General features: G+C 41.3%; 22 protein-coding genes and 1 pseudogene. 8 read left to right on the top strand and 15 right to left on the bottom strand.

All coding sequences use genetic code 11. The features are described 5' to 3' along the window. Positions 1–181: 181 nt before the first annotated feature. Together V7K56_RS33430 and V7K56_RS37355 are read left to right on the top strand one after the other, a co-directional pair. The gene (locus V7K56_RS33430) at positions 182–763 is read left to right on the top strand and encodes a PEP-CTERM sorting domain-containing protein (RefSeq protein ID WP_334917874.1); all 582 of its coding nucleotides are present in this window, start codon (positions 182–184) and stop codon (positions 761–763) included. A gap of 465 nt (positions 764–1,228) precedes the next feature. Then, the gene (locus V7K56_RS37355) at positions 1,229–1,372 is read left to right on the top strand and encodes a DUF4113 domain-containing protein (protein WP_442940364.1); all 144 of its coding nucleotides are present in this window, start codon (positions 1,229–1,231) and stop codon (positions 1,370–1,372) included. A gap of 411 nt (positions 1,373–1,783) precedes the next feature. Here the strand turns inward: V7K56_RS37355 and V7K56_RS33425 are convergent, their stop codons facing one another. From V7K56_RS33425 to V7K56_RS33410, 4 genes are all read right to left on the bottom strand, one after another. Beyond that, on the bottom strand, positions 1,784–2,089 hold the full coding sequence (locus V7K56_RS33425; protein ID WP_334917872.1) for a hypothetical protein: 306 nt from the start codon (positions 2,087–2,089) through the stop codon (positions 1,784–1,786). A gap of 268 nt (positions 2,090–2,357) precedes the next feature. Further along, positions 2,358–4,580 carry a CHASE2 domain-containing protein gene (locus V7K56_RS33420; protein WP_334917870.1) on the bottom strand — a complete coding sequence of 741 codons (2,223 nt, stop codon included), beginning with the start codon at positions 4,578–4,580 and terminating at the stop codon, positions 2,358–2,360. 5 nt (positions 4,581–4,585) lie between these two features. Then, on the bottom strand, positions 4,586–5,467 hold the full coding sequence (locus tag V7K56_RS33415; protein WP_334917868.1) for a DUF928 domain-containing protein: 882 nt from the start codon (positions 5,465–5,467) through the stop codon (positions 4,586–4,588). A gap of 278 nt (positions 5,468–5,745) precedes the next feature. Beyond that, positions 5,746–6,423: a Mo-dependent nitrogenase C-terminal domain-containing protein gene (locus V7K56_RS33410; protein ID WP_334917866.1), complete on the bottom strand. Its 678-nt coding sequence runs from the start codon at positions 6,421–6,423 to the stop codon at positions 5,746–5,748. Between the two features lie 386 nt (positions 6,424–6,809). Here V7K56_RS33410 and V7K56_RS33405 point away from each other — a divergent pair, with 386 nt between their 5' ends. The 6 genes and pseudogenes from V7K56_RS33405 to V7K56_RS33380 all read left to right on the top strand — a co-directional run bounded on the left by V7K56_RS33405 (position 6,810) and on the right by V7K56_RS33380 (position 11,130). After that, entirely contained in the window at positions 6,810–7,910 is a 1,101-nt protein-coding gene (locus V7K56_RS33405; RefSeq protein WP_334917864.1) for a glutamate-cysteine ligase family protein, read from the top strand. 557 nt (positions 7,911–8,467) lie between these two features. After that, positions 8,468–8,824 (top strand): hypothetical protein, encoded by a 357-nt coding sequence (locus V7K56_RS33400; RefSeq protein WP_334917862.1) that lies wholly within the window; start codon positions 8,468–8,470, stop codon positions 8,822–8,824. A 249-nt stretch (positions 8,825–9,073) separates the two neighbouring features. Beyond that, positions 9,074–9,613, top strand: coding sequence for a Dps family protein (locus V7K56_RS33395; RefSeq protein WP_334917860.1), 540 nt, complete (start codon positions 9,074–9,076; stop codon positions 9,611–9,613). A gap of 330 nt (positions 9,614–9,943) precedes the next feature. Beyond that, a pseudogene (locus V7K56_RS33390) lies at positions 9,944–10,054 on the top strand (ChaB family protein); the annotation flags it as partial. A gap of 568 nt (positions 10,055–10,622) precedes the next feature. Next, positions 10,623–10,856 carry a hypothetical protein gene (locus tag V7K56_RS33385; protein WP_292783841.1) on the top strand — a complete coding sequence of 78 codons (234 nt, stop codon included), beginning with the start codon at positions 10,623–10,625 and terminating at the stop codon, positions 10,854–10,856. Continuing rightward, positions 10,849–11,130: a hypothetical protein gene (locus V7K56_RS33380; protein ID WP_334917857.1), complete on the top strand. Its 282-nt coding sequence runs from the start codon at positions 10,849–10,851 to the stop codon at positions 11,128–11,130. The genes V7K56_RS33385 and V7K56_RS33380 overlap by 8 nt, the downstream gene beginning before the upstream one ends. Positions 11,131–11,511: 381 nt before the next feature. Here the strand turns inward: V7K56_RS33380 and V7K56_RS33375 are convergent, their stop codons facing one another. The 11 genes from V7K56_RS33375 to V7K56_RS33325 form a co-directional block, all read right to left on the bottom strand. Then, positions 11,512–12,132, bottom strand: coding sequence for a 2OG-Fe(II) oxygenase (locus V7K56_RS33375; protein ID WP_334917855.1), 621 nt, complete (start codon positions 12,130–12,132; stop codon positions 11,512–11,514). A 117-nt stretch (positions 12,133–12,249) separates the two neighbouring features. After that, the gene (locus V7K56_RS33370; RefSeq protein ID WP_334917853.1) at positions 12,250–12,447 is read right to left on the bottom strand and encodes a hypothetical protein; all 198 of its coding nucleotides are present in this window, start codon (positions 12,445–12,447) and stop codon (positions 12,250–12,252) included. 21 nt (positions 12,448–12,468) lie between these two features. Beyond that, positions 12,469–13,332, bottom strand: a complete 864-nt coding sequence (locus V7K56_RS33365) for a fructosamine kinase family protein (protein WP_334917893.1) — start codon at positions 13,330–13,332, stop codon at positions 12,469–12,471. A 121-nt stretch (positions 13,333–13,453) separates the two neighbouring features. Further along, complete coding sequence (locus V7K56_RS33360; protein ID WP_334917851.1) at positions 13,454–14,752, bottom strand: M16 family metallopeptidase; 1,299 nt, start codon at positions 14,750–14,752, stop codon at positions 13,454–13,456. Between the two features lie 111 nt (positions 14,753–14,863). After that, positions 14,864–15,004, bottom strand: a complete 141-nt coding sequence (locus V7K56_RS33355; protein WP_442940363.1) for a hypothetical protein — start codon at positions 15,002–15,004, stop codon at positions 14,864–14,866. A 232-nt stretch (positions 15,005–15,236) separates the two neighbouring features. Then, the gene (locus tag V7K56_RS33350; RefSeq protein ID WP_334917849.1) at positions 15,237–16,772 is read right to left on the bottom strand and encodes a trehalase family glycosidase; all 1,536 of its coding nucleotides are present in this window, start codon (positions 16,770–16,772) and stop codon (positions 15,237–15,239) included. 309 nt (positions 16,773–17,081) lie between these two features. Beyond that, a complete protein-coding gene (gene treY, locus V7K56_RS33345) occupies positions 17,082–19,901 on the bottom strand; it encodes a malto-oligosyltrehalose synthase (RefSeq protein WP_334917847.1) in 2,820 nt (939 codons plus the stop codon). A 382-nt stretch (positions 19,902–20,283) separates the two neighbouring features. Beyond that, positions 20,284–22,131 (bottom strand): malto-oligosyltrehalose trehalohydrolase, encoded by a 1,848-nt coding sequence (gene treZ, locus V7K56_RS33340; protein WP_334917845.1) that lies wholly within the window; start codon positions 22,129–22,131, stop codon positions 20,284–20,286. Positions 22,132–22,640: 509 nt separating this feature from the next. Beyond that, entirely contained in the window at positions 22,641–23,048 is a 408-nt protein-coding gene (locus tag V7K56_RS33335) for a thiol-disulfide oxidoreductase DCC family protein (protein WP_334917842.1), read from the bottom strand. Positions 23,049–23,184: 136 nt separating this feature from the next. Further along, entirely contained in the window at positions 23,185–23,802 is a 618-nt protein-coding gene (locus V7K56_RS33330) for an NUDIX hydrolase (protein ID WP_334917840.1), read from the bottom strand. A gap of 114 nt (positions 23,803–23,916) precedes the next feature. Continuing rightward, positions 23,917–24,441: a DUF4276 family protein gene (locus tag V7K56_RS33325; RefSeq protein WP_334917838.1), complete on the bottom strand. Its 525-nt coding sequence runs from the start codon at positions 24,439–24,441 to the stop codon at positions 23,917–23,919. Position 24,442: the final 1 nt, after the last annotated feature.

The raw sequence follows: 24,442 nt of genomic DNA, 5'->3' as shown, positions 1-24,442 counted from the left end.
CCGGGACTAAGCTGCTTTCTTCACGCCTCTTTTTCCAATCCGTGCTTGTTCCTTGGGAAATATCGAGATCGGCTATTTTGATTTCCATGATGGTCTGACTGTTAAACACGCCTTAATTTTTTATTAATTTTAATCTTTTATTCATAACTGAATACTCCCTCAATGAATCTTACATAGCAATATGAAAAATAGTACAAATAAGTGCGCCCTTAAGCTTTTAGCTACGCTAGCTGTAGTAGTCGGAGCAACCGGACTGACTATTGATGGTTTCGCCAAACCTGTTCAAGCTGCTGAGTTTAAATATTTTTACTCTGGTGATGCAGTTGAAGCTAGTGGAATCTTAACAACCACTGATAGCACAGATGCAAATGGCTACCTAACAATCATAGGGATTACGGGACAGCGAAATGGCTCGACAATTACCGGACTACTACCACCAGGTAGTTTTCCCAATGATGTGCCACCGTTTGGAGTGCCTAACGATAATCTTTTCTCCCCAAAACAACCATACCTTAGCTTCAATGGTGTTTCTTATTTAGTTGGCTCTCAGCCTGAAAACTTCTTTTATTATCCGGAAGTTGGAGGATATGCGGAAACTGACGACCCCAATGGTGCTCCTGTTAATTATAGATTATTGAATAAATTTGACGTTCAGCCTGTACCCGAACCTTCTAATGCAGCTAGTTTGAGCGTGGTTCTTCTGAGCGGTGCGTGGCTGCTAAAGAAAAAACTTACTCCAAGCTCATCGCAACACCAAGGTTAAAAGTCTCATCCGCTCAGGCTGCCATCTTGCATTCAGCGCGAATTTTAGCAACGGATATTCAGCCAAAGGTTTGTTTATAACAAAAAGTGGTACCAATACGGTTCGGATAAGACTCTGATTCCCACAACCCCCCTTAAAAAGGCTTGCTCAAAATGGCTCTACTTCCCACTTTTTAAGGCAGGGCTGTTTCATCCCCAAAAAGCACTGATTTACAAGCGTTTCAAGCAAAAAAATCAGGTGACTAAAAAATTTGATTGTACAAGAAAATGGCGATGCCTTCTCCTGTCGGAGACGCTTTGCGAACGGCAAGGCTTCGCCAACGCACTTAAATTTACCGATTGAGATGGTAGTTTTTGTTTTTCCCACTCAAGCAAATTTCTGACTCATACTCTTGACAAAATCCCTAAGAGATCGAATGAAACAGCCCTGCTTTTTAAGGGGGACTAAGGGGGATCTCTAAGGTCTATGCACCTTAACCGAACCGTATTGGCAGGTAAGTCTGCATTGCTGGACACGCCCGATGCACGCGGCGCAGCGCTGATGTACGCGATAGATGAAATTAACAGCAAATATGGCAAGCACACAGTACATCCCGCTGTGATGAGCTAGCAGCACGCTTGGAAGGTCAGGGCGATGCACCTGTCGCCAGCTATACACGACGCGGCTTAAGGATGCACTAAAGGTTTGAGTAGTGATGCTCAAACAATGGTGGGAATCAAACTGATAGGAAGCACAAACAGGAATAGGAAACCTAACATGTCGATGTACCCGATATACCAAGGAGCTTTGCACTCTGGGTCTAAGGCGACAAGTTCATCTTTTTGAACGTCTTGATGGTTTCCTGGGGTATATCCGATTAGTAGCGATGATTTAGATTTCTGAAATAGGTAACTTCTCAACCAAACTCAAATTATTACTTTTTCTTAGCAGGGGTGATAAATTTTTAAAGCAGTAGTTGAAATAAAAATCCCTGCCACAGACAGTTGACAGGGATAGCAGTTTTTAACTGTAGCTTGTCTCTTAGCTAACAAAATCTTTGTGAGCAGCGACAAGCATTTGAGCTTGTCTTAAAACGTTTCCGAATAAATAAAAAGGAATCTGCCAAGCTGCAACGGTAACTTCTTTGACTATATCTTGTACACTAATTGCGATTAACTCATGCTCTGGCGGCTCTCCCTCAATAGTACCAGACCAAGTAAAAGCTAATAAGAAATCATCGTCTCCAGGCAAGGATGCAATCAAACATTCTTCTGGTGTTGGTTCGCAAATAATTCCATAATCATTTGCAAGTTCTACTAATCTTTGAAAGTTGTTTTTGTTTGTCATTTGTCTTTTGGGTGTAATTGAATCTCAGTTTTATAAGGAATCATATTTTAAACTCCACAACTCAACTTAGTTGCTTCATACCAGAAATTACAAATTACGAATTATTAAGGAGTTATTGGAGTTAGATCGGGCTTAAGTCCAAAATATTACCGCGATCGCTTGGTTATATCAGCAACAATTGTTACTGTTTTAGAAAAAGCTAGACTACCTACTTTTTCGGTTTATCCTATTTACATACACCTCCGATTTCAATATTGATGCCTTAATCTTACCCAGGCTGACGCAGTGCATTGAGAATTGCGTCAGCTTTTGAGGGAACTGCTGTAAACCGAAGCAGAAAAAGATGCTCGTCAACATGAGATTGTTCGATCACTTTGGCATAGATATGTTCTTCTTCTCTAGCCATTTCTGCTTCAATCAATAAGTTGAGTTTGAGATTACTCAAGAGTTCTAAAGAATGTGGCGATCGCAGCTGTGCCTTTTTTTCTGAGAGGCTAATAAATTCTCCCAAAAATACTGTTCCCACTGCGTGTTTTCCCTGTAAAATGGTATATTTTACAGGTACTTCTTGATTGAGAATGATCATTTCTTCTTCATCATCAGGCAAGAATAAATTATATTCACCGCCAATGCCACGAATTTCACAAATTGTCACAGGGTGTTTTATTCCTTTAGGTTCTATTTGTAGTTGTCCAGCAATTTGGAGGTCGATATTGGCATCCTTACAGGTATCTTCAGAAATTAAAATCTGTCCTCCTACTGTATAAGATTCAATTCGAGCAGCCAAATTAACATGGCTGCCAATAACTGTATATTGAGCGCGTTTTTGAGAACCAACATTTCCCGCCACAGCCTCGCCTGTATTAATCCCAATTCCCATTTCCAGGATTGGGAAATTCATTTGCTGATTTTGTTCGTTCACTTGCTGCATTGCCAATTGCATAGCAATCGCACAGGCGATCGCTCGTTGAGAATCATCTTTGCGACTAATTGGCGCACCAAAAATCACAAAAATCCCATCACCCATAAACTCATTAATTGTGCCTTTATAGTGGTTAATCACATCTGTCATTGTTCCCAAATAAAGATTCAAAATCTTTACTACTTCTTCCGGGGGTAATTGTTCGGAAATAGCTGAGAATCCTCTTAAATCAGACACGAGAACCGTAACTTTTCGGCGTTCTCCCCCTAGCTTTAACCCAGAAGGAGTTTCGAGGATATTGGCGACGATTTCATCAGTTAGATAGCGACCGAGGGTTTTTCGCATTTCGGTAGCACTTTGAGCAATATACTGAGTGAGTGCGATCGCAGAACCGACAAAAGCCAGCAATGAAGGGATAACAGGAATCCACCAACCAGCCAAAAACGCTAAAAAACTGCCGCCAATTAAACCGCCACCTACCAAAAAAACACTAACAGCCATGATGTTTTTCTGGTTGCTACTGTGGCGTTGCAGCCAACACAAGCTAGCACCAATAATTGACCAAATCAAAATTGAGAGCCATTCTAACGGCTCAGGTAAACACTTAATCAGCGAACGACCTTCCATCGCCGCACTTAAAATTTGACTAATCAAATTAGCATGAATTGTTACACCCGCCATTCGTTCTGGGTCAGTCAAGACATTACTGCTGTAAGGCGTATAGAATAGATCCTTCAAACTCTCAGCGGTAGCACCAATTAATACCACCTTGTCTCGCATTAAATCTTGTGGAATGAGGTTTTCTTGCACTTCACTAACAGAGACTTTAGTAAACTGCTGTATCCGTCCTCGGTAGTTCAACAGCACTTGATAACTCCCAGCATCAGCTCGGACGTAACCTCCATCATTAGCTTCAAAAATCGGAAAAATACCCTGATTTAACTGCAAATAATTAGAGTTAATTGCTGATGGCTTGGCAGTAATACCTTCAGGTTTCAAGTACAACAATGCCAGTTTTAGCCCAAAGCTTTCCAGAATCTCGTCATTATTTAAATTTACGTACAATAATGCTCGCCGAATTTTGCCATCTCCATCTATAGGTAAATCATTCGACCCAATTTGATTAAGTTTCTTCAGTTCTGGAGACGAATCAACCGCCGAACTATCAATAGTATCAGAGACTTTTTGGACTCCAATCAAATTAGGAGTAGACTTAAACACTTTAAGTAAATTTTGATAACCGGGATTGACGGGTAAATCACGATAAATATCTAAACCAATCGCTCTGGGTTTTTGCTGTTTGATTTTCTCTAACAAACTAGCAAGTTTTCCATCAGGCATAGGCCACTGTCCCTGCTTGCGGACATCTGCCTCATTAATCTCAACTATGACGATGCGGGTATCAGCCGACTCTGGTGGACGCAAGAGAAAAAATTGATCTAGTGCTGCCAATTCCAACAATTGTAGTAATCCAGTCAAGCGTATTGCAATCACCAGAGCTGTAATATTGGGAACAGCAAGTAAAACACCCCGCCATTGCCAGATGTGCGGTTTCAGCTTTGCCCACATAATATTTAATGCTCAGAGACGCGATTAATCGTGTCTGTACGAGAGTTGGGAGTTGGCAATTTTCCCTCAGTCCAATGCCCCGTGACGCCAGTTGCTTCAAGTCGGCAAAGCCGCCCAACGCACTGGCTCCCCAATGCACCATGCCCTTCTTTTATAGATGTGCAACAATCAATCAATGGTTCAGAAGCGATCGCACTCAAACCCACTGACTTGAAAAATTGTTTCCAATCCAGTTTTACTTTGAAATTATTTGGCTCAGTGCAGCGTAGCTGCACTAAACTAGTCAGCGCTTCATGCCAAATCCCAGCTTCTGCATAGATAGTAGGCAACTTGTATAAATTTGCCTTTGCTAAAGCTTGCGACAAAGTTGCTCCTGGCTGAGTGCGTTCCACCCAACCATCTACAGTGGGATTTTCACTAGAGTCTTGATTATCACAAACAATTGTTAGATACCAGTGATAAGTTTTACCTACAGTGAGTGTAGGGGCACTGTCAGGAAGTTTAAAGCTAATAATTCCCGGTTTATTTGGAAGTGTAAAAGAGGTTTCATAAAATACGTTCTGGTCTTCAGTCAGGAGCAGAAACTTGGCTGTTTTGAGTTTAGATGGAGGTATATACCAGAAAAATGTTGGATGTTGAACAAATGTCAGCCCTAATTTATCTGGAGGTATTAAGGGAATTATCAGTTTTTTGTCTGTTAGACAAGAGCTACCACGGGTAGAACCACCAGCACTTGCGGGAGGTTTTCCTCGCTGTGGTGGCTTAAATGTTTGACTAATTTGCCAAGTTTTATTGGGATGGTACGACTGAGCCTGTACCTGTGCTGTTAAAGCAGAAAGCAAATACAAAGGTAAAGAAAAGGCTACAAAATATAGAGATGGTTTCATCCATTTCATATTGATAATGCCTGAGTTCTAGATTAGTCAGGTGAATAAATCAAGTATTCCCAAAAGCAAAGTCAGATTTTCCACTTAACTACAGAACTATTTATTGGGCATTGGGCATGGAGAAGAGACAAGGTAGACAAGGAAGAGGGGGGAGACAAGGAGAGAAGTCTGAGCGCCGGCTTCCGGCGATCAGAACTTCGGAGAAAGGCTTGTTTAATATTCCCCCTTGTCCCCCTTGTCCCCCTTGCTCTCCTGCTCCCCCACTCCCTTCTCCCTACTCAAATATATGGTGAAACATCTTCACCGCATTTATCTGCTAAATAGGAGAGGGCACGGAAACGTAAGCCTACTAGTTGTTCGTATAACGGATTAATTTTACACATCGGTGGGATATGCACAATCTTACGTCCAAATAGGGTGACATCTCGTTCAAAGGGACACTGGGCGGGAATCATTTTACACAAAAAGCGGGCTACTCTTGGGTCTTGGATATCTAGCCCATCAAGCCAGTGACGCAGAGGGTGTAGGGCATTAATTTGACGCTTTGTCAGCCCAGTGCTGGCGATAGTGGGGGTAATTTGCTGTGGGTGTTCTAGAGTGTGGCGAAGGGCTTCGAGTAAGTTCTCTGGTTGTTCCAAGGCTTGGCAGAACTGTTGCAGAACCTCATCTTCGCTGGGAGAATAAGTACCATCTGCGATCGCTACCATCACTGCTGTCCTTAAGAAATTTTCTGCGGCTGGTGTACCTTTACCCAAAGCTGCGGCTAATTCGTCTGGGGTAATTATCTCTAGTGAGTCGCATTTAATCTTAGGAGCTAATTCATTTTTGGTGATGCTGGCAATTAATTCCTGTTCTTGATCGTCAAAATTACCATCAGCCCAAGCAATAGTAAGCAGTCCACGCAACCAAGCGGCAATCTGTTCGCTGCTGTAGAGGGATTGAACGGTACTTGTCATAAACTCACGTCTCAAGCTTTCCTCAGTCACTACTACGCTACCCTAACCAGTGACTATGAAAATAGTGAAAGCAGCACAGAAAAATAAATCAAAGAAGTTTTTAAATCGCAATAGTCGGTCTTAAGGTAAAATCAATTTATATCATTATTGAGAATTTTTATAGTTAAATTTAATTCGATTGGAGTGTCTCAAATATTCATAAGTTTTAAGATTGTAATTTGCGTTACAGAGTGATGGAGTTTTCTAAGTATGCGAACCTGCCAGCTAAATATCGCAAATATTTTTCTCTAATGAATCGTTTACTGATGTTACTTCCTTGTTTGTGGAATTGCGATCGCTTGGCATTAGTTAAATTCCGTTAACTCTAAAAAATTAAGGTATATATAATGTTTTTCTTTGGCATTGAACATGAAGTCGCTTTCTTGAACAATGAGGGAAAGTTTGCTGATTTTTACCACACAAAATTTGCCGATTTCAATCAAATTATTGAAAGGCTACCCACATACCCCAGTGACTATCCTCAACTACGCATCGGCGATGCGGGTATTAAGATGAAAAGATGGTACATTGAGGGATTTGAAAGATTTGCGGATTCTGATGAGGTGATAGACTGTCATGTTAAAGGTATTGAAATTAGAACAACTATCCATTCTAATATTCAAGGCGCTATTACTGAATTATCAGAAAGTTTTGACTTGCTACGTAAGGTTGCCGCTGACTTTGGTTTATCACCAGTTTTGGTTAGTTTCAATCCCTACAATCCAGCTTTTGAGCCTCAACCCCCATTAAACAATTATGAAATCAAACAGCTAGAAGCTTATCCTGACGAACAAACTGCTAATATTCATATGGTATCTTATGGCCCAGATTTAAATATTTCAGTGACAGATTTATCAACTGAAGATGTGATTGATATTGGCAGAAAGTTAACTTATTACAGTCCCTATATCGTTCCTTTTAGTTATAGCTCTCCTTTTTATAATGGAGGTTTATGGGATGGACTATCAATACGAACATTTATCAGAACTGGAAAAAGACCAGCTACTCTAGTTTTTGTTCAAAAAAAAGAACAACTGATTAATAGTATACCTTCCTTAACAAAAATCGCCCGAATTCCGGCTGAAGTGGGACGCATCGAATTTAAGGCTTGTGATAGTTGTGATAATTTTTTAATCTATGCGGCTTTGCTGATATTATTGAAAGGTTTGGTGTTAGATAAAACCTTGCAAGGTAGAGCAACTGTACCCGATGCAGCATTACACCAACTTTCTGCAAAAGAAGCGTTTGAAAACGAAAATATTTTTGAGAATGCAACAAAAGTCTTGCAAGCAGCCGAAATTGCTTTAGCAAATGACCTAGATGTTCATTATTTAACGCCGTTAAAAGTTCTGCTGGCAAAGCGAAAAACAAGATCCCATGAATTAATAGAAATGTTCCATCGGGTAAGTTCAATAGAAAAGGTAATAAGGAAGACTTATCAAGCTTAAAGAAAAGATTTATTTTTCTCCTTTTATGAAAAGAGATTAAGGAGAATCTTTATATAAATTTATACTTTACAAATGTCCTCTCAAGTGCTTATTCATTAAATTCCTTTAATTGGATAAAGTCGAGCTAACTGAACATAAATAGTGAAGCTATTAACCTGCCAAAACTAGATTAAGTCGATATACCTAGAGACTGATTTTATTGTAACTAAAGATGCAGTAAACTTCATTCTAGAGATTGATGCAGAGGTTAGCTTTCTCAAAGTAAAAGTGTAAACAGGGAACCTGAAACAAAGAATTTCAATTATGAAATCTAATGATTTTGTGAAATCTAATGATTTTTCTACATAATTAAGGTGGTATTTGCTTATTATCCCTTACTGATCCAATCCAGAAAAACACAAAGGAGATTTCTTTGTCAGGTTCGTTTTTAAAGAACTTATAATATTGAAGCAGAGCTTGGCAGTTTTATTATTGCTTAAAATTGCTAAGAAAAGGTATATGCTTCACTACTTTCAGTAAAAGTTCTGTGTTGTTAAAGCTGTTATCGAGGATTTCAAATGAAGATGATTACTGCTGCTTTATCTATTTTCCGTCCAGTACGTTTTCTAGTAGTGGCTTTTACTTGTGCCCTAGTATTATTATCTAATGCTTTTCCTGCTTTTGCAATCGATAGCTACCAAAGTAAACCCACCGAAGGTCCTACACAACTGCTTGACATTCAGCGCAAAACTGACGAAGCCGCTAAAGAACCACCACAAGGATTGGAAGAGGTTGAAAAGGAGTCCAATGAAGGACTCAATGAGGTTCAGGGAGCAGCTGATATTAACAAACAGAAGCGTCCTGAAAATTCACAGAGTGCAACTTCAGTGGAAGACAAAGCAAAGAGTTTCTTGGACAAAGTTACAGGTAAGTAACAGAGTTAATACCTTGATAATTTTTTGCTAGTAATGGGTGATTGCATAAAAGCAGTGACCCATTGCTACTTTTTGATGTAATGATCGCAACTTACAACTAAATATAAAATATGTTCATCCCTATTAAGGTGTAAGTATAGCTATGAAATGTGATGATTAATCTGGACTCATAATATTTCCTTTGGTTGATGTGGAATAGGTGGAAAATTTGGCAAATTAATAAATAAGTTTGCTTAGGGATGGAAAACAATGCGTGCGATAAACATTGGTTTGACAGACGAACAGCGTCAAGGTGTAATTAATCTGCTGAATCAGGATTTAGCAGATGCCTATTTACTGTTGGTGAAAACCAAAAAATATCACTGGGATGTCGTTGGCCCTCAGTTCCGCTCTTTGCACCAGCTTTGGGAAGAACACTACCAAAAACTGACTCTAAATATTGATGCTTTGGCAGAGCGGGTTCGTGCTTTGGGCGGTTATCCAGTTGGCTCATTGGAAGGATTTCTCAAGATTACTACCCTCAAGGAACATGCTGGTAATGTGCCCACTGCAACAGGGATGGTAGCTAATTTAGTGGACGATCACGAGCAGGTTATTCGTAATTTGAGAGACCATGTGGATCAGTCTGGTGAAAAGTTTCACGATCAGGGAACTGCCGACTTTTTGACTGGACTACTTGAACAGCATGAAGAGATAGCTTGGATGCTGCGTTCATTTATTGAAGGCGAGGCAATAGATGCAGATGGTAGACAGCCAGCAGCAGGGGTTAAGACTCCCGTAGGTGTATAGCTCATACTCATACATCTAAATTAAAGATGGCTGAGGGAGGAGTGATTCTTCCCTTAATTGATGTGAAAGAATTAATCTACCTGCATCCAATACACGTTCAGTTAAGCCTAAAATTCAACTTCTATGTAGGTTAGTTGAGAAATGAAACCCAACACTTTCGTTAGTTTGTTGGGTTTCACTTCGTTCTACCCAACCTACAATTTTCTTAACTGAACGCTATTGTACCTGCATCTACTCATTCACTCTGCCAGTTTTGGATTTTGGAATTGAAAATTGCTTCATGCGCCAACGCCACTTGATGTAAGTCTTCTCAAGTGAAGATAAAGCGGCTATCTACCAAACTCAGCCCAGAGTACATTCATTGAGCGCTATAATGCTGTACTCAATAAAAGAAGCGATGAGTTCATAGCCGAACAAGCTGCTTGGGAGACTATTCACTAGCAATATGATGAAGATGAAAATGGTGTCTGGTCTAAAGCTAAGGTCAAAGCGTGAAGTAAGGCAGTCCCCATGAACTTTGTACATCACCAAGCATGAAAATAGGCTCTTAGCAGGGGGCTAGTAACTAGTATTTTTACTCAGCACTCAGCACTTTCAAGTGAGGAGGCAAGGGGGAGAAATCAATTCAAAATTCAAAATTCAAAATTAAAGAACTCTGCCTTCTGCTTCCTGCCTCTGTTGTTAAACTACTCTACAAGACTAGATATCAGAGATTTATAACAAATAAATTATCCAATATTGTGGGGCGGGCTTTTCAGTCTACCTCACAAAAAGTAAGTATATTCGCAATAATATTAGAAAAAATGTACATATTTATACGTATTTAGACAGGCGATCGCACTTAGATAGAAATTGCCTAGCTCTGGGCCTAGTTTGTATAACTTTGGGTACATTACCGCAAATGCGCTGATACTTTAATTTCCCCTCTTCATAAATTCCGCAAAAACACCGTTACGCTATTTGTGCTTGTGATCAAAACTTAGAGCATCCAGTTTATTAGGGCGTATTTATGACCAACCCTGTAAAGACGGTTATCCAAGTCAATCTGGAGATGGCTCTAGAAGTAGCTCAAGAATTGGAGCAAGCTCCATACACTCAACTCGGTGCTTATTGTTTGGAAATTTTACGAGAAATCGGCTGTCCTGGTACTGAACTCCCTGTTAACTTACAAACTCGCGATCAACAGCTAAACTTCATTACAGGCTTTGCATCTTATGCTTTTGGGGAGGTACAAAGTGTATAAAGTATTAATTGATGATATATTTTCTGATTCAGAAGGGGCAGAAGAAACTATTTTTCCTGCCACAGATGAGGATTTATTAATCTTAACAGAAAAGTTTTTAGGGTTTGAAATTCCTTCAAAGGTTTTCTTGCAAGCTATAGCTATTGCTGATTATGACGGTGCAGCTGCTTTTCGCTACGTTGATAATTATTTGATTAATCTCAAAAATAAGAAGAAGCGTAAGCAGAAGAAGTTACTTGTGTTAGGTTGTTCGACTAGATTTGACAATAATTGACGTGCTTATTCACCAGCTAACTAAAAACCAATACGATTTAGATAAGATAATTTGTACAACCGATATAGAGACGTTGCAATGCAACGTCTCTACACATATTTGTCTGACAGAGACAATAAAGAACAATTAGAAATTATCTAGAGTTAGTGGAACTCCAAAAAATAAATTATCCAATTTCACCGAATTACAACGACTTTTTCTCCCCCCTAATCCTCTGTCCTAAAGGCAATGGGATATTTTTTTAGTTGGAAGTCCCTAGTACCGCAAAGCGGAAGTCAAAAGGAGCCAGTGCGTTGAGCGGGTTCCCCGACTTGAAGCAATTGGCGTTCAAAAGTCAAAAGTCAAAAGAAATACAGCGTAAAGGTTTTGTAAAGCATAAAACTATGAGGCATACTTTCTCTTTTTGGTTGTAGACTGAGTGCTTCTAGACTCTACAGTGAACTCAGGGATTTCCTGGAGTTCAGTTTCACTCAAACTATACTGTTCACAAACTAAACTTAGGCGATTTCCTGGGGTTTTGACAGCATTAACCGAATGGGTTAAATCACCTTGAAAATAGACTAAAGTATTGAATTGGGGCTTAATTTGCCCAAGTTGGCGTTTGTGCGATCGCAATATCAGTTCTCCGCCTTCCATATCTGCTGGTACGCGCACATAGAGAACACTGACAACCGCAGGCGGTTCAATGGTTTTGGAGTAGGAACGTAAAGAGCGATCAATATGCGGATCGACGCGGGAGCCTTCTTTGAGTTGTAAAGGATTAAGGTAAAAAGCATTACAATTCGGCTGGAGAGCTAAATCTAGGTAAGGCTTGAAGTAGGGAAACTGCTGTTCTACTTTTGGTAATCCAGAACGCTGAAATACTACAGAAAATCCTTTAGTGGCGACAAAATCGCGGTTGAGGTTGTTGATTGCAAAGTAAGGACAAGCTTGGATTTCTCCCCACAAGTTGTTTAGGTAATCGCTGGGGAAGGCGTTGGATTGTTGTTGATAGTATTTCACAATGGATGTAAGAGAAATCTACTTATAAAAAACTTCATCACCTTGTGGGTGGAGTTTTTGGGCATGGGGAATGGGGCATGGGGCATGGGGAATGGGGCATGGGGCATGGGGAAGAAGTTACCAATGCCCAATGCCCTGTTTGGCCCAAGCGACGGGGCGACTATCCCTCTCGACGCCACTTGCAGGATGGAGTTTCCCGTCGCTTTCTATAAATTGAATTGTCGTACTGTTGAAGCGTTCTTGTAGTAAAAGACGTTCTTCCAGAGTGAGGGAGGTAATGATTTGCAGCAGTGAATCGACCAATCGTGTGTTCATATTGTTTCAGCAATCCTCTACTTAGCGCAAAATCTGGTCAATCATCCGGTTAGCTTGCGAACTATAACCGCCACCAAATAAATTGAAGTGATTCAAAATGTGATACAGATTATAGAGCGTTTTTCTGCGTTCATAGCCTACATCTAACGGAAATACCTCGTTGTAACCCTTATAAAACGCTGCGGGAAAACTACCAAACAATTCTGTCATGGCGATATCAACTTCTCTATCTGCAAAATAAGTTGCTGGATCAAATATCACTGGTTCTCCTGATGCAGTACACCCAGCATTTCCGCCCCATAAATCGCCATGTACTAAAGAAGGTTGCACCTGATGGTCCGCCAATAGTTCAGGGATAGCTGCTAATAACTTATCTTGTTGGGGAAAATTACCTCCTCGTCGCCTTGCTAACTGAAATTGATAACCCAAACGATGTTTAATATAAAATTCTGTCCAGTCTGCTGTCCAAGTATTGATTTGAGGCGTGGAACCAATGGTGTTGTTAATTTTCCAACCAAAACCTTGACTGTTGCTAGCTTTATGCATTGCAGCTAAGTTGCGTCCCATTTCTTGCCATGAATTGCTGCTACCACTACCAATTTCCAACCATTCCAGGACGATGTAGCTAGAATTATCAGCAGTACTCCAGCAAATTGGTTTGGGAACGCGAATACTAGCTGTTGCGATCATTTCTCCTAAACCCAACGCCTCAGCTTCAAACATCGCAACTTGGGATGCTTGGTTTAGCTTGACAAAATAGGTAATCTCACCATTAGAGACAGCATAACCTTGGTTGATGCACCCGCCACCAACCGATCGCCGTTGCTGACTTTGAAATTTTTCGCCAGTTACCTGGCTAATATGGGTGTCGATTTGAGTCCACATCATGCAATTTTGGATTTGAGATTTTGGATTATTAACTGGGCATTAAGTACTGGTTATTAATTATTTTCGTCTTCTCCATGCCCCATGCCCCATGCCCCATGCCCCATTCCTCATACTTAATTTACGGCTTGACGAAAACTACACCATAAGCATTTGGAGATAGATACTCTTTGGCTGCTTGCATCAAGTCTGTTGCATCTTGGCTCTGAATGATTGCTGGGTAATTAAAGGCGGGTTCCAAATCTCCTACCAAAGATTGATAATAACCATACAACCCAGAGCGATCGCTTGGTGTTTCGTTACCAAATATAAATCTGTTAGTGACTCGCCGCTGCACACGAGCTATTTCTGATTCTGTTACCAACTCTGTTTGTATTTTGCCAATGTGTTGAGCGATCGCATCTTCTACAACTGGTAAATTTTCCACTGCACATTTAGCTGAAATATAAAATACCCCTTGTAGCTCGTTGCTCATGTTGCTCACAGAAATTGAAGAAACTAATCCCCGTTCTTCCCGTAAATCCCTCACCAGTCTTGATGTCCGTCCGTGTCCTAAAATTCCGGCTAAAACATCCAATCCATAAGTGCAATTTAACTGAGTCATTCCTGGAACCCGCCAAACCATCACTAGCCTTGCTTGTTGCAGACTTTCATCGATAAATTCTCGACGGACAATTTCTGTAAATGCTGATTCAGGATTCAGTGAGGAGTGGGCAGAGACGCGATTAATCGCATCTGTACTGGGAAGTGGAGAGCCGGGAATGGCTTTTGTAAATCCTTCTGCAACAGTTGCAATTAATTCTTCCACAGGCAAATTGCCCACAGCCACGGCAGTAATTGACTGGGGTTGATACCAATTAGTATGAAAATCTCGCATCTGCTGGGGTTTAAGTCCGGCAATCACCGATTCTGGCCCCAATACTGCACGGCGATAGGGTAAACGATCAAAGGCTGTCTCCATCGCCCGCCGATATGTACGCCGCTGGGGATTATCTTCTGAACGCCTAATTTCTTCTAAAACTACCAATCGCTCGCGTTCAAAGGCATCATCAGGAATACTCGCATTCGATACTACATCTATTTGTAGTGGCGCAAGCTCGGCAAAATCTTTTGGTGCAGTAGTTATATAGTAATGAGTATAGTCTTGGCTAGTAGCGGCATTAGTGACAGCACCCCGTTCTTCAATTCGACGTTCAAATTCGCCACTAGCCAGTCGTTCTGTTCCTTTAAAAATCATGTGTTCTAAAAAGTGAGCCATGCCGTTAATAGCATCGGATTCTACAGCAGAGCCAACTTTTATCCATAAGTTGAGGTTTACGGCTTCAACTGGCATTTGCTCGGCAATGATTGTTAAACCATTGGGCAACTGGTGCAGCGTCGGAGCATTGAGAAGGGGAAATTTCCGCAGGGTTGAGGTCATTGCTACTTGTGTGTGAGGAGCATGTTACTCTCTTATCTTATCTGCGACTATAAAATAAGCACTGCGATCACTTCCCATGACAATCAATTTCTACATTCAGTTTTCGCCCAATCAATGCAGATACTTGCTCGTGTGACCCAGTTGATTCCATCTCAATATTAATTCACCATTAATTATTTCATAGCGATCGCACTCACCGTAATGGCTAATAAATTCATCAACGGTTAGAACTTTTGGGGCTGATTGAACCATTGTGATTATTCTTCATGATTATACTAATTTCTCGAATTTCTTCATAGCTGTACCGTTCATCAATTGAGGTGAAAACAACACCGTCAACCCCTTCTCTTCGAGACGCTACGCGAATGGGGAATTCAAAATTCAAAATTCAAAATTAATCATCCCCATAAATAAATTTAGGGGCTATAGAGTCAAGTGTAAAAAATTAAGATCAAGGCATGAGGAAAAACTCACGCCTTTTTATTTAAACTTTTTTATCAGCGATTGCTAAGAGTTCTAAAATGGCTCCATTTGTCCAGCCGAAACCAACTTCGTTAGAGCTATACCCAAAGCAGATTTCATCGGAAACGTTGGCAGAACAGCGTTCAACATCATATTTCTCAACTAGGGTATTGTGACGCTCGAATTCTTTAACTACCATAGCGAGAAATTTGTTGGCAATGCGATCGCCTTCTATATGATACCCATAGCGGTGAAGTCCCTGGACGGCAATTAATGTCAATGGTGCCCAGCCAAAGGGAGCATCCCACTGGTTGCCAGTGACACGAGTACTGGTAAAAATTCCACCTGGGGCTTCAAACAAAGAGAGATTTTTGACGACGCGTTTAGCTTGAGTTGGTGAAGCAATTCCCAACCAGAGAGGATAGAACGTGGTAGCAAATTCGTAGCGGCGGCGTTTTCCACTCTGGAAGTGATAGTCGAAATATAATCCTTGTTCTTCATCCCAGAGAAATTGATCGATGCGATCGCGGCGGATATCTGCGCGATTGCTCCATTTTTGTTCCAATTGTTCGTTCCCCAGAATATGCTTAATTTGCGCCATGTCTTGTTCAACCTGATACAGCAAACTGTTGAGGCACACAGGAGCGTAGTGGAGGATATCAGCACTGAAAGGGCCAAATCGGTTGGTGATATCAAAACCAGACTCGCGCATGGTGCGATCGCTTTTGTAAAATAGGTTGGTCAGTTGGTCAGTTGCCTGGTTGTAATAAAGACTAACGTCATAATCCTCAACTTCAAAAGTTTTATAGAACTCCTTGACGCGATCGTAGTGGCTTTTCCCCTGCTCATCCCGCTCGGAGAACACAACTTCTGGCGCGGGTCCTTCCCCAAAGGCATAAAATCTAGATAAGCCGGTTGCAGCATTCAAATGGGGCGGAACTACCCAATAATAGTAAAATTGCTCTAGCAGCGGTACGATTGACTTTAACCACTCTTTATCCTGGGTATGCTCGAATAATGCCAAAACCATCATGCTGAGGACAGGAGGCTGCGATCGCGACAGCATATAAGTCCGGTTGGAATTAAGGATGATGCCGTAATTCTGGATCTGATACAACAGTTGGTCTACTTGGCTTTGCGCTAGTTCTAATTCTCCATCGTGCAAAAGTCCCAGTAATATAAAGTAGCTGTCCCAGCCATACATTTCATTAAAACGACCACCTGGTACGACATAAGGCCCTGGTAGGTACAACAATCCGTGATCTTTAATCGCCTCCACTTCACTTGGCAAAGTGCGAATTTCCAGGCATTCCATATCCTTGGGAGATAGTGATCGCTCCAACACAGCTCGAACTTTGGGAGAATCTTCTATGGGGGAAATGTAGACAATCCAACAAGTATCTTTTTTGTGCTCTAGTTTGGTATCCTTTGCAGATTGTAATAAGTGTTCATGTGATCGCGTTAAGGTTTTCCACGTTTTTTTGATATGCGATCGTACAGCGTCAATCTGCGTAGTGGTAAGTGCTGGTGGAGTGTCCGTGTAAGCTGGAGTAGTCATAATTCATCTCAAAATTCAAAATGGGGCTGGAGAGAGACTAAGGACTACGAGCAGGGAATAGCGCTGTCAAGGTGAGTTTGGATAAGATGAGACTGCAATTTCTATTTCATTACTAACTCAGAACTCGGAACTTCCAGAGCAGAACTCGGAATTTTCAGAATTCTAAAAGGACAAGTGAAGATTTGAGTTAAACAAATATGAAATTCAATCTACATCTCACCTTGACACGGCTAGATTAAGGAGCAAGGCAGAAGAATTTTCCTTTCTGCCTTTTTACTCTGCCCCTCTGTCTCTTTTGCCCCATGCCCGTTAGTCACTGACTAATAGTGCAACTGGAAAATGGGCGAGGGCTGCTGCGATAGATAATGTTTCTGTAGCTTGTAGGGGTTCCTGAGTGAGGACGTTTTTCCAGGTGCGGGAAGTTCCAGGGGGTAATTGCAGATGCGTATCTTGCCAAACTGACTCGCCCAAGGGATTGTCTCCTGGCTGGATGAGGCTGGTTAAAAAGCGTGGCGCGATCGCGATCGCTGTTTGATTTCCCTCCCGCCGCGCAAAGGCGATAATGTGATTGGCATAGGTTCCCTGCGCTTCTAATGGCAAATAGTCGCCATCCTGGAATAATGAGACATAGTTTGTTCTGGCTTGGAGTAATTGAGCCGTTAAAAACAGTTTGATTCTACCGTCTGTTTTGTCGTTTAGTAACTCCTGAATTAGTCCAAGAATGTCTGTTTTTGCCTGTTCGCGGATGGCGCTTAAGTAAGTACGTCGCTGCTCAAAATCAACGGGACGGCGATTGTCTGGATCGACTAAACTCAGTTCCCAAAGTTCCGTTCCCTGGTATAAGTCGGGTACGCCAGGTGCGGTAATCTTCAGTAGAGTTTGGGAAAGAGAATTAAATATTCCATAGTATGCAATTCGCTGTTGAAAAGGACGAAAGGCTTCTAGAAATTCCCCAGATATGGCAGGATCGAGTACTTTCTCAATAAAGGAAGTACAAGCTTGTTCATACTCGCTATCAGGTCGTAGCCAGGCTGTATGCACTTTTGCTTCTCGTATTGCCTTTATTATATATTCCTTCACCCGTTCCACGAAGGATGCATATTCGTGTTCCGCAAAAGGAAACGCTCCTATCAAGGTTTGATAGAGAAAATACTCATCGTTACGATCAGGGATAGCGAAGCCGTGGCGTACACCGAAAATGTTTGCAAAACCGCCATCGCTACGATGTTCTCGATTTATGGCGCTCCAAGTATTTACCTGCTGATCCCACTCATCAGGGATTTCTGAGAGGACATTCAACCTGGCCCGGACATCTTCGCCGCGTTTAGTGTCGTGGGTGGCTGTGGTGTTCATTGTGTGGGGCCAGGTTACTTGGTGCTGTTTGTTAAAGGCATGAAATTTGGTTACTGGAATCCCAAAATGACCAGGATTACCTCCAACTTCATTTAGCGACAGCAACCGATTGTAAACATATAAAGAGGTGTCTTCTACGCCTTTAGCCATTAGCGGCCCGCTGTATTGCTGCATTCGCAAGACAAAATATATCCACTGTTCGCGTTCTGTTTGAGTCAGAGAATTATCAAACTCTAGCAGCATTAACTTTTCAATAAAGGTCAGTTCGTGCTGTAACAGGGGCGTTTGTTCTTTGGCTTGACGAATTACTTCTTCAATGGTAGAGCGATCGCTATCCTCAATTCCATCTGGTGTAATGTAGGTACGGTAAATCGGGAACTGTGTCAAAACTTCGGCGATCGCTCTTTTTAATCCATTCAGGGTAAAATCATTGCCATAGCGATATTTGCTAGAAATATTTTTTAACAAAGAAGCCAGATTGTCAATATCACCTGCTAAATTCTTTTCCAGGATTAGGTGCTTTTTATCCTCTACCACTGAAGCATAATCTACTCGTGAACCAATAAAGTTTTGGTAAATTTTATCGAACTGCGATTCATTTTCTGTTTGACAAAATACGCCATTTACATAGTTCAAAAAGTCATATCCAGATGTACCTTCAATTTCCCAATTTTCCGGCAAATCTTCGGTGAGTTCTAAAATCTTCTCAACCGTAATATAAACATCACCCATTTTTTCCCGTAGCCTTTGGATATACTGGATTGGGTTATAAAGTCCATCAATATGATCAATTCTTAAACCTGTAAATTTGCCTTCCTCAACCAGCTTCTGAATAAAGCTGTGAGTATTATTAAAAACTCGCAGTTCTTCAACTTTAACGGAAATCAATTCATTGACAGTAAAGAAACGGCGGTAGTTCATTTCCTCCGCTCCAACCTTCCAGAAGGCGAGACGAAAAAATTGGTCATTCAGTAAATCATCTAGGAGGTTAAAGCTTTCTGAATTGCCTGGTTCTCCGTTGAAAGTTTGGATGTTTTCGTCAATGAACTCGCGGATAGTATCGTTTGTGGTGTAAAGTTCCCAAATCAATCCTTTAATAAATGCGATTTGGTCTTGTCGCTGTTTTCCCGCAACCTCTGAGGGCACATTTTTGAGAATGTAGAGAATGCCCAATAGCTTAATAAAATCGGGGTGATTACGTCCCAGTGTGCGCGTGAGTCTACCTAAATTCTGAGTGATAACTTTTGTGTAAGACTCTAACCGCAACGGCAGTTTTAAGGCGTAATAGTTTACAGTTAAACCGTTTTGTTCATATTGCAGTTGAATATGTCCGTTTTCCAAGGATACACCGTAGAAATCTCCCAGTAATGGCGCAAGAATTCGCTCTTGGCGATCGCCAAAGGGAGCATTCCAAGAAAGGTCGAAGTAGTCAGTATAGCTGGAATCTGGACCGTATTCCAAGATATCTATTAAATAAGGGTTTTCGCTGGTATAGGCCATGTGGTTTGGCACAATATCTTGTAACCAGCCCATACCAAGGGATTGAATTTCATCAACTAATGCATCAAAGGATTCATTAGTTCCCAGTTCTGGGTTAAGTTGATTGGCATCTACTATATCGTAGCCGTGCGTACTCCCGGAGCGGGCTTTGAAAATGGGGGAGGCATATAAATCAGAAATGCCCAAATCTGCTAGATAAGCTGCGATCGCTTTAGCGTTGTCAAAGCCAAACTGAGGTGTAAACTGAATTCGATAAGTGGCGGTAGGAATTCGCATGAGTTTGTTCTAATGAGAGATGGGGCGATACGGTTCGGTTAACATGTTTGTCTCTCAAAGATCCCCCCAACCCTGCTTAAAAAGCAGGGCTTTTTCCGATCTTTACCCCTTTTTTAAGAGGGTCGCCGCAGGCAAGGGGATCTTACCTAAAATGTTTTGAGAGGTAAGGGAGTTTGAGCCTTTTTGCTCAAAGGTTAAGCCTTTTTGCTCAAAGGTTAAGCCTTTTTACTCGAACGTTGAGGTTATCAGGCTGAAACTTTAAGTTCTAATACCAATTTGAAATAAGAATGCGACAGATATACACTCTCAAACCCTTGTGATATCTAGTTCTCTTCATTTTGAATTTTGAATTTTGAATTTTGAATTGGTATAACTCTTCCCCTCATCCTTTTTCATAGAGTACTAGACTAGTAGGTTGCAATTTCACTTCTTGGCTCACAGACAGATTTTCAGGGGCTTGGGAACCATGCCCAGACCATGAGGTATCAGCTGAGTCTAACAACTTATTAGCATTTTGCTCAAACGGCAAAGTCACTGTCACCGCCGACGAATTGAAATTCATCACAAATATTATTTCACTCGATTCGCACCAACGCCGTACAATGACCAACTCCTTTTCTTCATCGCTAGTCGCTTCGATGAAATTGCGGTCTTGGTTGAGAAGGGCTGGATGTGTCTTCCGTAAATTAATTAATTGGCGATACCAATCCCAGAGAACTTTGTGCTTACCATCATTGCGTAATTCCCAATTAAGTTTAGACTTTAGAAAAGTTTCAGCCGATTCTGGATCTGGGGGATCGTCTGCAAAGTGAAATGCTTCAAATTCTTGTTTTCGTCCGGCTCGAACTGCTTGAATCAAATCGGGATCGGAGTGACTGACAAAGTAAATAAAGGGTGCTGTTTCGCCGTATTCTTCTCCCATATATAACAGGGGTAAGTTGGGTGAAAGCAGCACAGCACCAGCAGCTAACTTTAATCCTTCAAAAGAGATCTTTTGACTGAGGCGTTCTCCTTTCATTTGATTGCCGATTTGATCGTGATTCTGAATGCACACTGTAAATTGTGACAAAGGGCGATCGCGACAAGATACGCCATGAAATCGCTTGCGGTGTGGTGCGTACTTCCAATCGTAGACAAAAGTATCGCTATAAGCTTTTGCTAAATCAGCACATTTCCCAAAATCTTGATAATATCCTTGGCGATCGCCTGTCAACAGAGCATACAATGCGTGGTGAAAATCATCACTCCACTGAGCATCAAGTCCATATCCACCCAATTCTACCGGACGAATGATTTGCGGATTATTCAAGTCACTTTCGGCAATCAAATGTCGTTTCCATCTTTGCCCTTGTTGTGAGAAGTGATGAACTGCTTCCGCCAATTCCCATAAAAAATGTTTAGCACCCAAATCGTAAATTGCTTGAATGGCATCCAGCCGCAATGCATCAATGTGGAATTCGCCCAACCAGTACAGCGCATTTTCGATAAAATAATTTCGCACACCCTGACTATGGGCATCATCGAAATTCAGCGCTTCGCCCCATGGCGTTTTATAGGTTTTAGTAAAGTAGGGCGCAAACTGACTCATATAGTTGCCTTCCGGCCCAAAATGGTTATATACCACATCCAGCACAACAGCGATATTGTGTTGGTGGCAAGCATTTACCAGTTGCTTGAGTTCATCTGGACTACCATAGGAATTTTGCACAGCATAAGGATAAACGCCATCATAGCCCCAGTTGCGATATGCAAGACTTGCCTCAATATGAGTGTCTCCCGGAACCTGGGAAATGGGCATGATTTCAATGGCGTTAATTCCCAGTTCCCTCAGTTCCGGTAAACGGGGAATGATTGCGGTGAAACTTCCTTCCGGCGTGAATGTCCCAACGTGAACTTCATAGAAAATCATCGACTCTACAGGAATACCCGTCCAGCCTTCATCAGTCCACTCAAAATGATGATCGATAATTTGCGACGGCCCATGCACCCCTTCTGGTTGATACTGCGACGCCGGATCGGAAAAAATGTCTTGGCCATTCAAGACATACTGATAAAGCGTACCTGGATATAAATCGCTGACTTTCTTGTGCCAGTATCCCTCAGACTGAGGCTTGAGGGGAATTAACTGCTGTTCTGGCGTCAAAATTTTTACCGTAACGCTATCTAATAGCGGAGACCAGACTGTGAATTCACACTCTCCGTTACCCAAGTAGTTAGCACCAATTTTCACGCAGTATCCTCCCGTCAGATTCTTTGTTGTGCCGAATTATGCCGCGATGGCGTACCCGCCCGTCGTAGGCGATCGCAAATGTCATTGATTGCACAATGTTTATAAACACGCCAGATAGCATAATCGTTAGTCTACCAGACTTGTTGCTAGCATCTGGAGGCGGATTTTTTAGCAGAATAAATTCTGTCTAATGACAAATAAGGAGGCAGTCCCCATGAACTTCGTACATCACCAAGCATGAAAATAGGCAGGGAGTAGGGAGCAGGGAGCAGGGGGCTAGGAACTAGTATTTTTACTCAGCACTCAGCACTTTCAAGTTAAAGGGCAGGAGGCAGGAGGGAATTTTGAAACTTATACCAATTTGAAAAAAGAATGCGACATATACATACGGACATACCTTTGTTCTGTCTAGCTTTCTTAATTTTGAATTTTGAATTTTGAATTTTGAATTGGTATTACGGAGTTGGGTAAAGCTTGGTGTAGCTGCGGTTGATAACGGACTATTTAACTTAAGTTGATTTGCAGCTACCATCTACACAGTATGCCGACTCATACGTATGAGAACGCTTACCAAAGATTGCGTAGCGGTTATCGCGGATTTGTTCGTAAAAGCGATCGCCTGCCCATTTTATCCCCGGTAATGCTCGATAAGCGTCTACAAATATACTTCCTACTGGCAACAACCGCCCAATTTCTTCTACTGCATTACTGCCTTGCCAACGTCTTTGAGGTTCATTGCCATCAATTAAAATCATTCCCTGTTCGCAATCTTGGGCTGAAATTCCCCACTGTAAAAGTGTCTGCTCATCTTGCATGGGACTGTAGCGAAACAGCTTTCCCTTGTCTAAGGTTTCTAGCAATTGCACTAGGGAAACGCAAAGATTACAATTTCCGTCGTAGATTACGTAGTAATTCATAAAAATAATCGCTTTTTGGCAATTGAATTGTCGGATGTGTCTAAAACACAACTTTGGTATTCTAGCTTAGAAAATTTGTGTAGTAGTGTCTTACCTAAAACAGTTGACAAAGTATATTAAATATTGGAGGGGGCTACTAATCAAAGTCTGTCGGTAAATCTGGTTGGCGATAATGTTGAAAAAGTCGATTTATTTGTGCTGGTGTCACACGTCCGAGAGAAAGTTCTGGTAAGGCACCTTCAGGGAAAAAACCTACTTCTTCAGTTTCAATACTTGATGATGGAGAACCACCAATAAGTTCACAGTGAAAAAACAGCTTGTAGATATAAAACGGTAATGGTGGATGTCCCTGTTTGTTTCTGTCATAAACTGCTAAGAGTTTGATAGCGCGTGCTTGGTATCCAGATTCTTCATATACTTCTTTCACAACTGCCTCACTGGGTGACTCGCCAACATCAGCCCATCCACCAGGTAAAGTCCAGAAGCCGTCTACTCGTTCCTTAACTAACAATATAGTATCATCACGAAAAATTGCTCCTCGCACATCAACTTTGGGAGTTGCATATCCTAATTCACGGCTAAATAAATCGAGGACATAGCTGTGTTCTACATTTGAGTAACTCGCCAAGATTTCTGTGGCGATTGCTCGTAATTGTTTGTAACGTTCGATATCAAAAGGGTTTTCAGAATAGGTTAGACCATTTTGAGCGATCGCTTGTAACTTCTGTGCCCATTCCAGCCATTTAATTTCCACAGTTTTTACCAAATTTATGTAAGTTAGTGCAAGCAAGTACCTGATTAATAAATTTTATTTGACAATGCTTCTTAGTCCATCTCGAAAAATCTAAAAACTTTTAGAGAGATTGTTTTATACATCCATGTGTGGAGAAACTTTTTCAGCAAAGTCGATTTTTTGTAAGCCTGTCTCATAGCCATATTTTTTTAGGATCTTATCTAGCTGCTCCCATGTACCACCTTTGATATTATCTGGATTCCGAAATTTAGCTTGCTGGGATAAAGAAACAGGAATCTTTTCATATTCAGCCCTAATTGCTGTAACATCACCTATAAACCATGACTCTAGTTCTTCTACAGCGATTCTATGGAGAACAATATTTCCTTTGTGTTTAGTCACAACACTGCTAGCATCACAAAGTTTCCTTTTTAATTCTTGGCAATCACATCTATCTTCATCTACTAGAATCACAATTCGCAAGTCATCAGGCACAAAGTTAGCATAAGATTTCATCCGCTCTGGCAGTCTTTTTAAAAGTCTATCTTTATTTTGAAAGTTATGAATTTTCAGCGTATGAGTATCACCTATAATTTTAGGTACAATAAAATTTAAAGCAACTTCAGCTGAAGGTTCTTCTACTAAAAACTCTATATGCATA

This window comes from Nostoc sp. (assembly GCF_036917535.1).
In the GTDB taxonomy this organism is placed as follows: Bacteria; Cyanobacteriota; Cyanobacteriia; order Cyanobacteriales; family Nostocaceae; genus Nostoc.
This window is presented reverse-complemented; position numbering and strand designations above follow the sequence as displayed.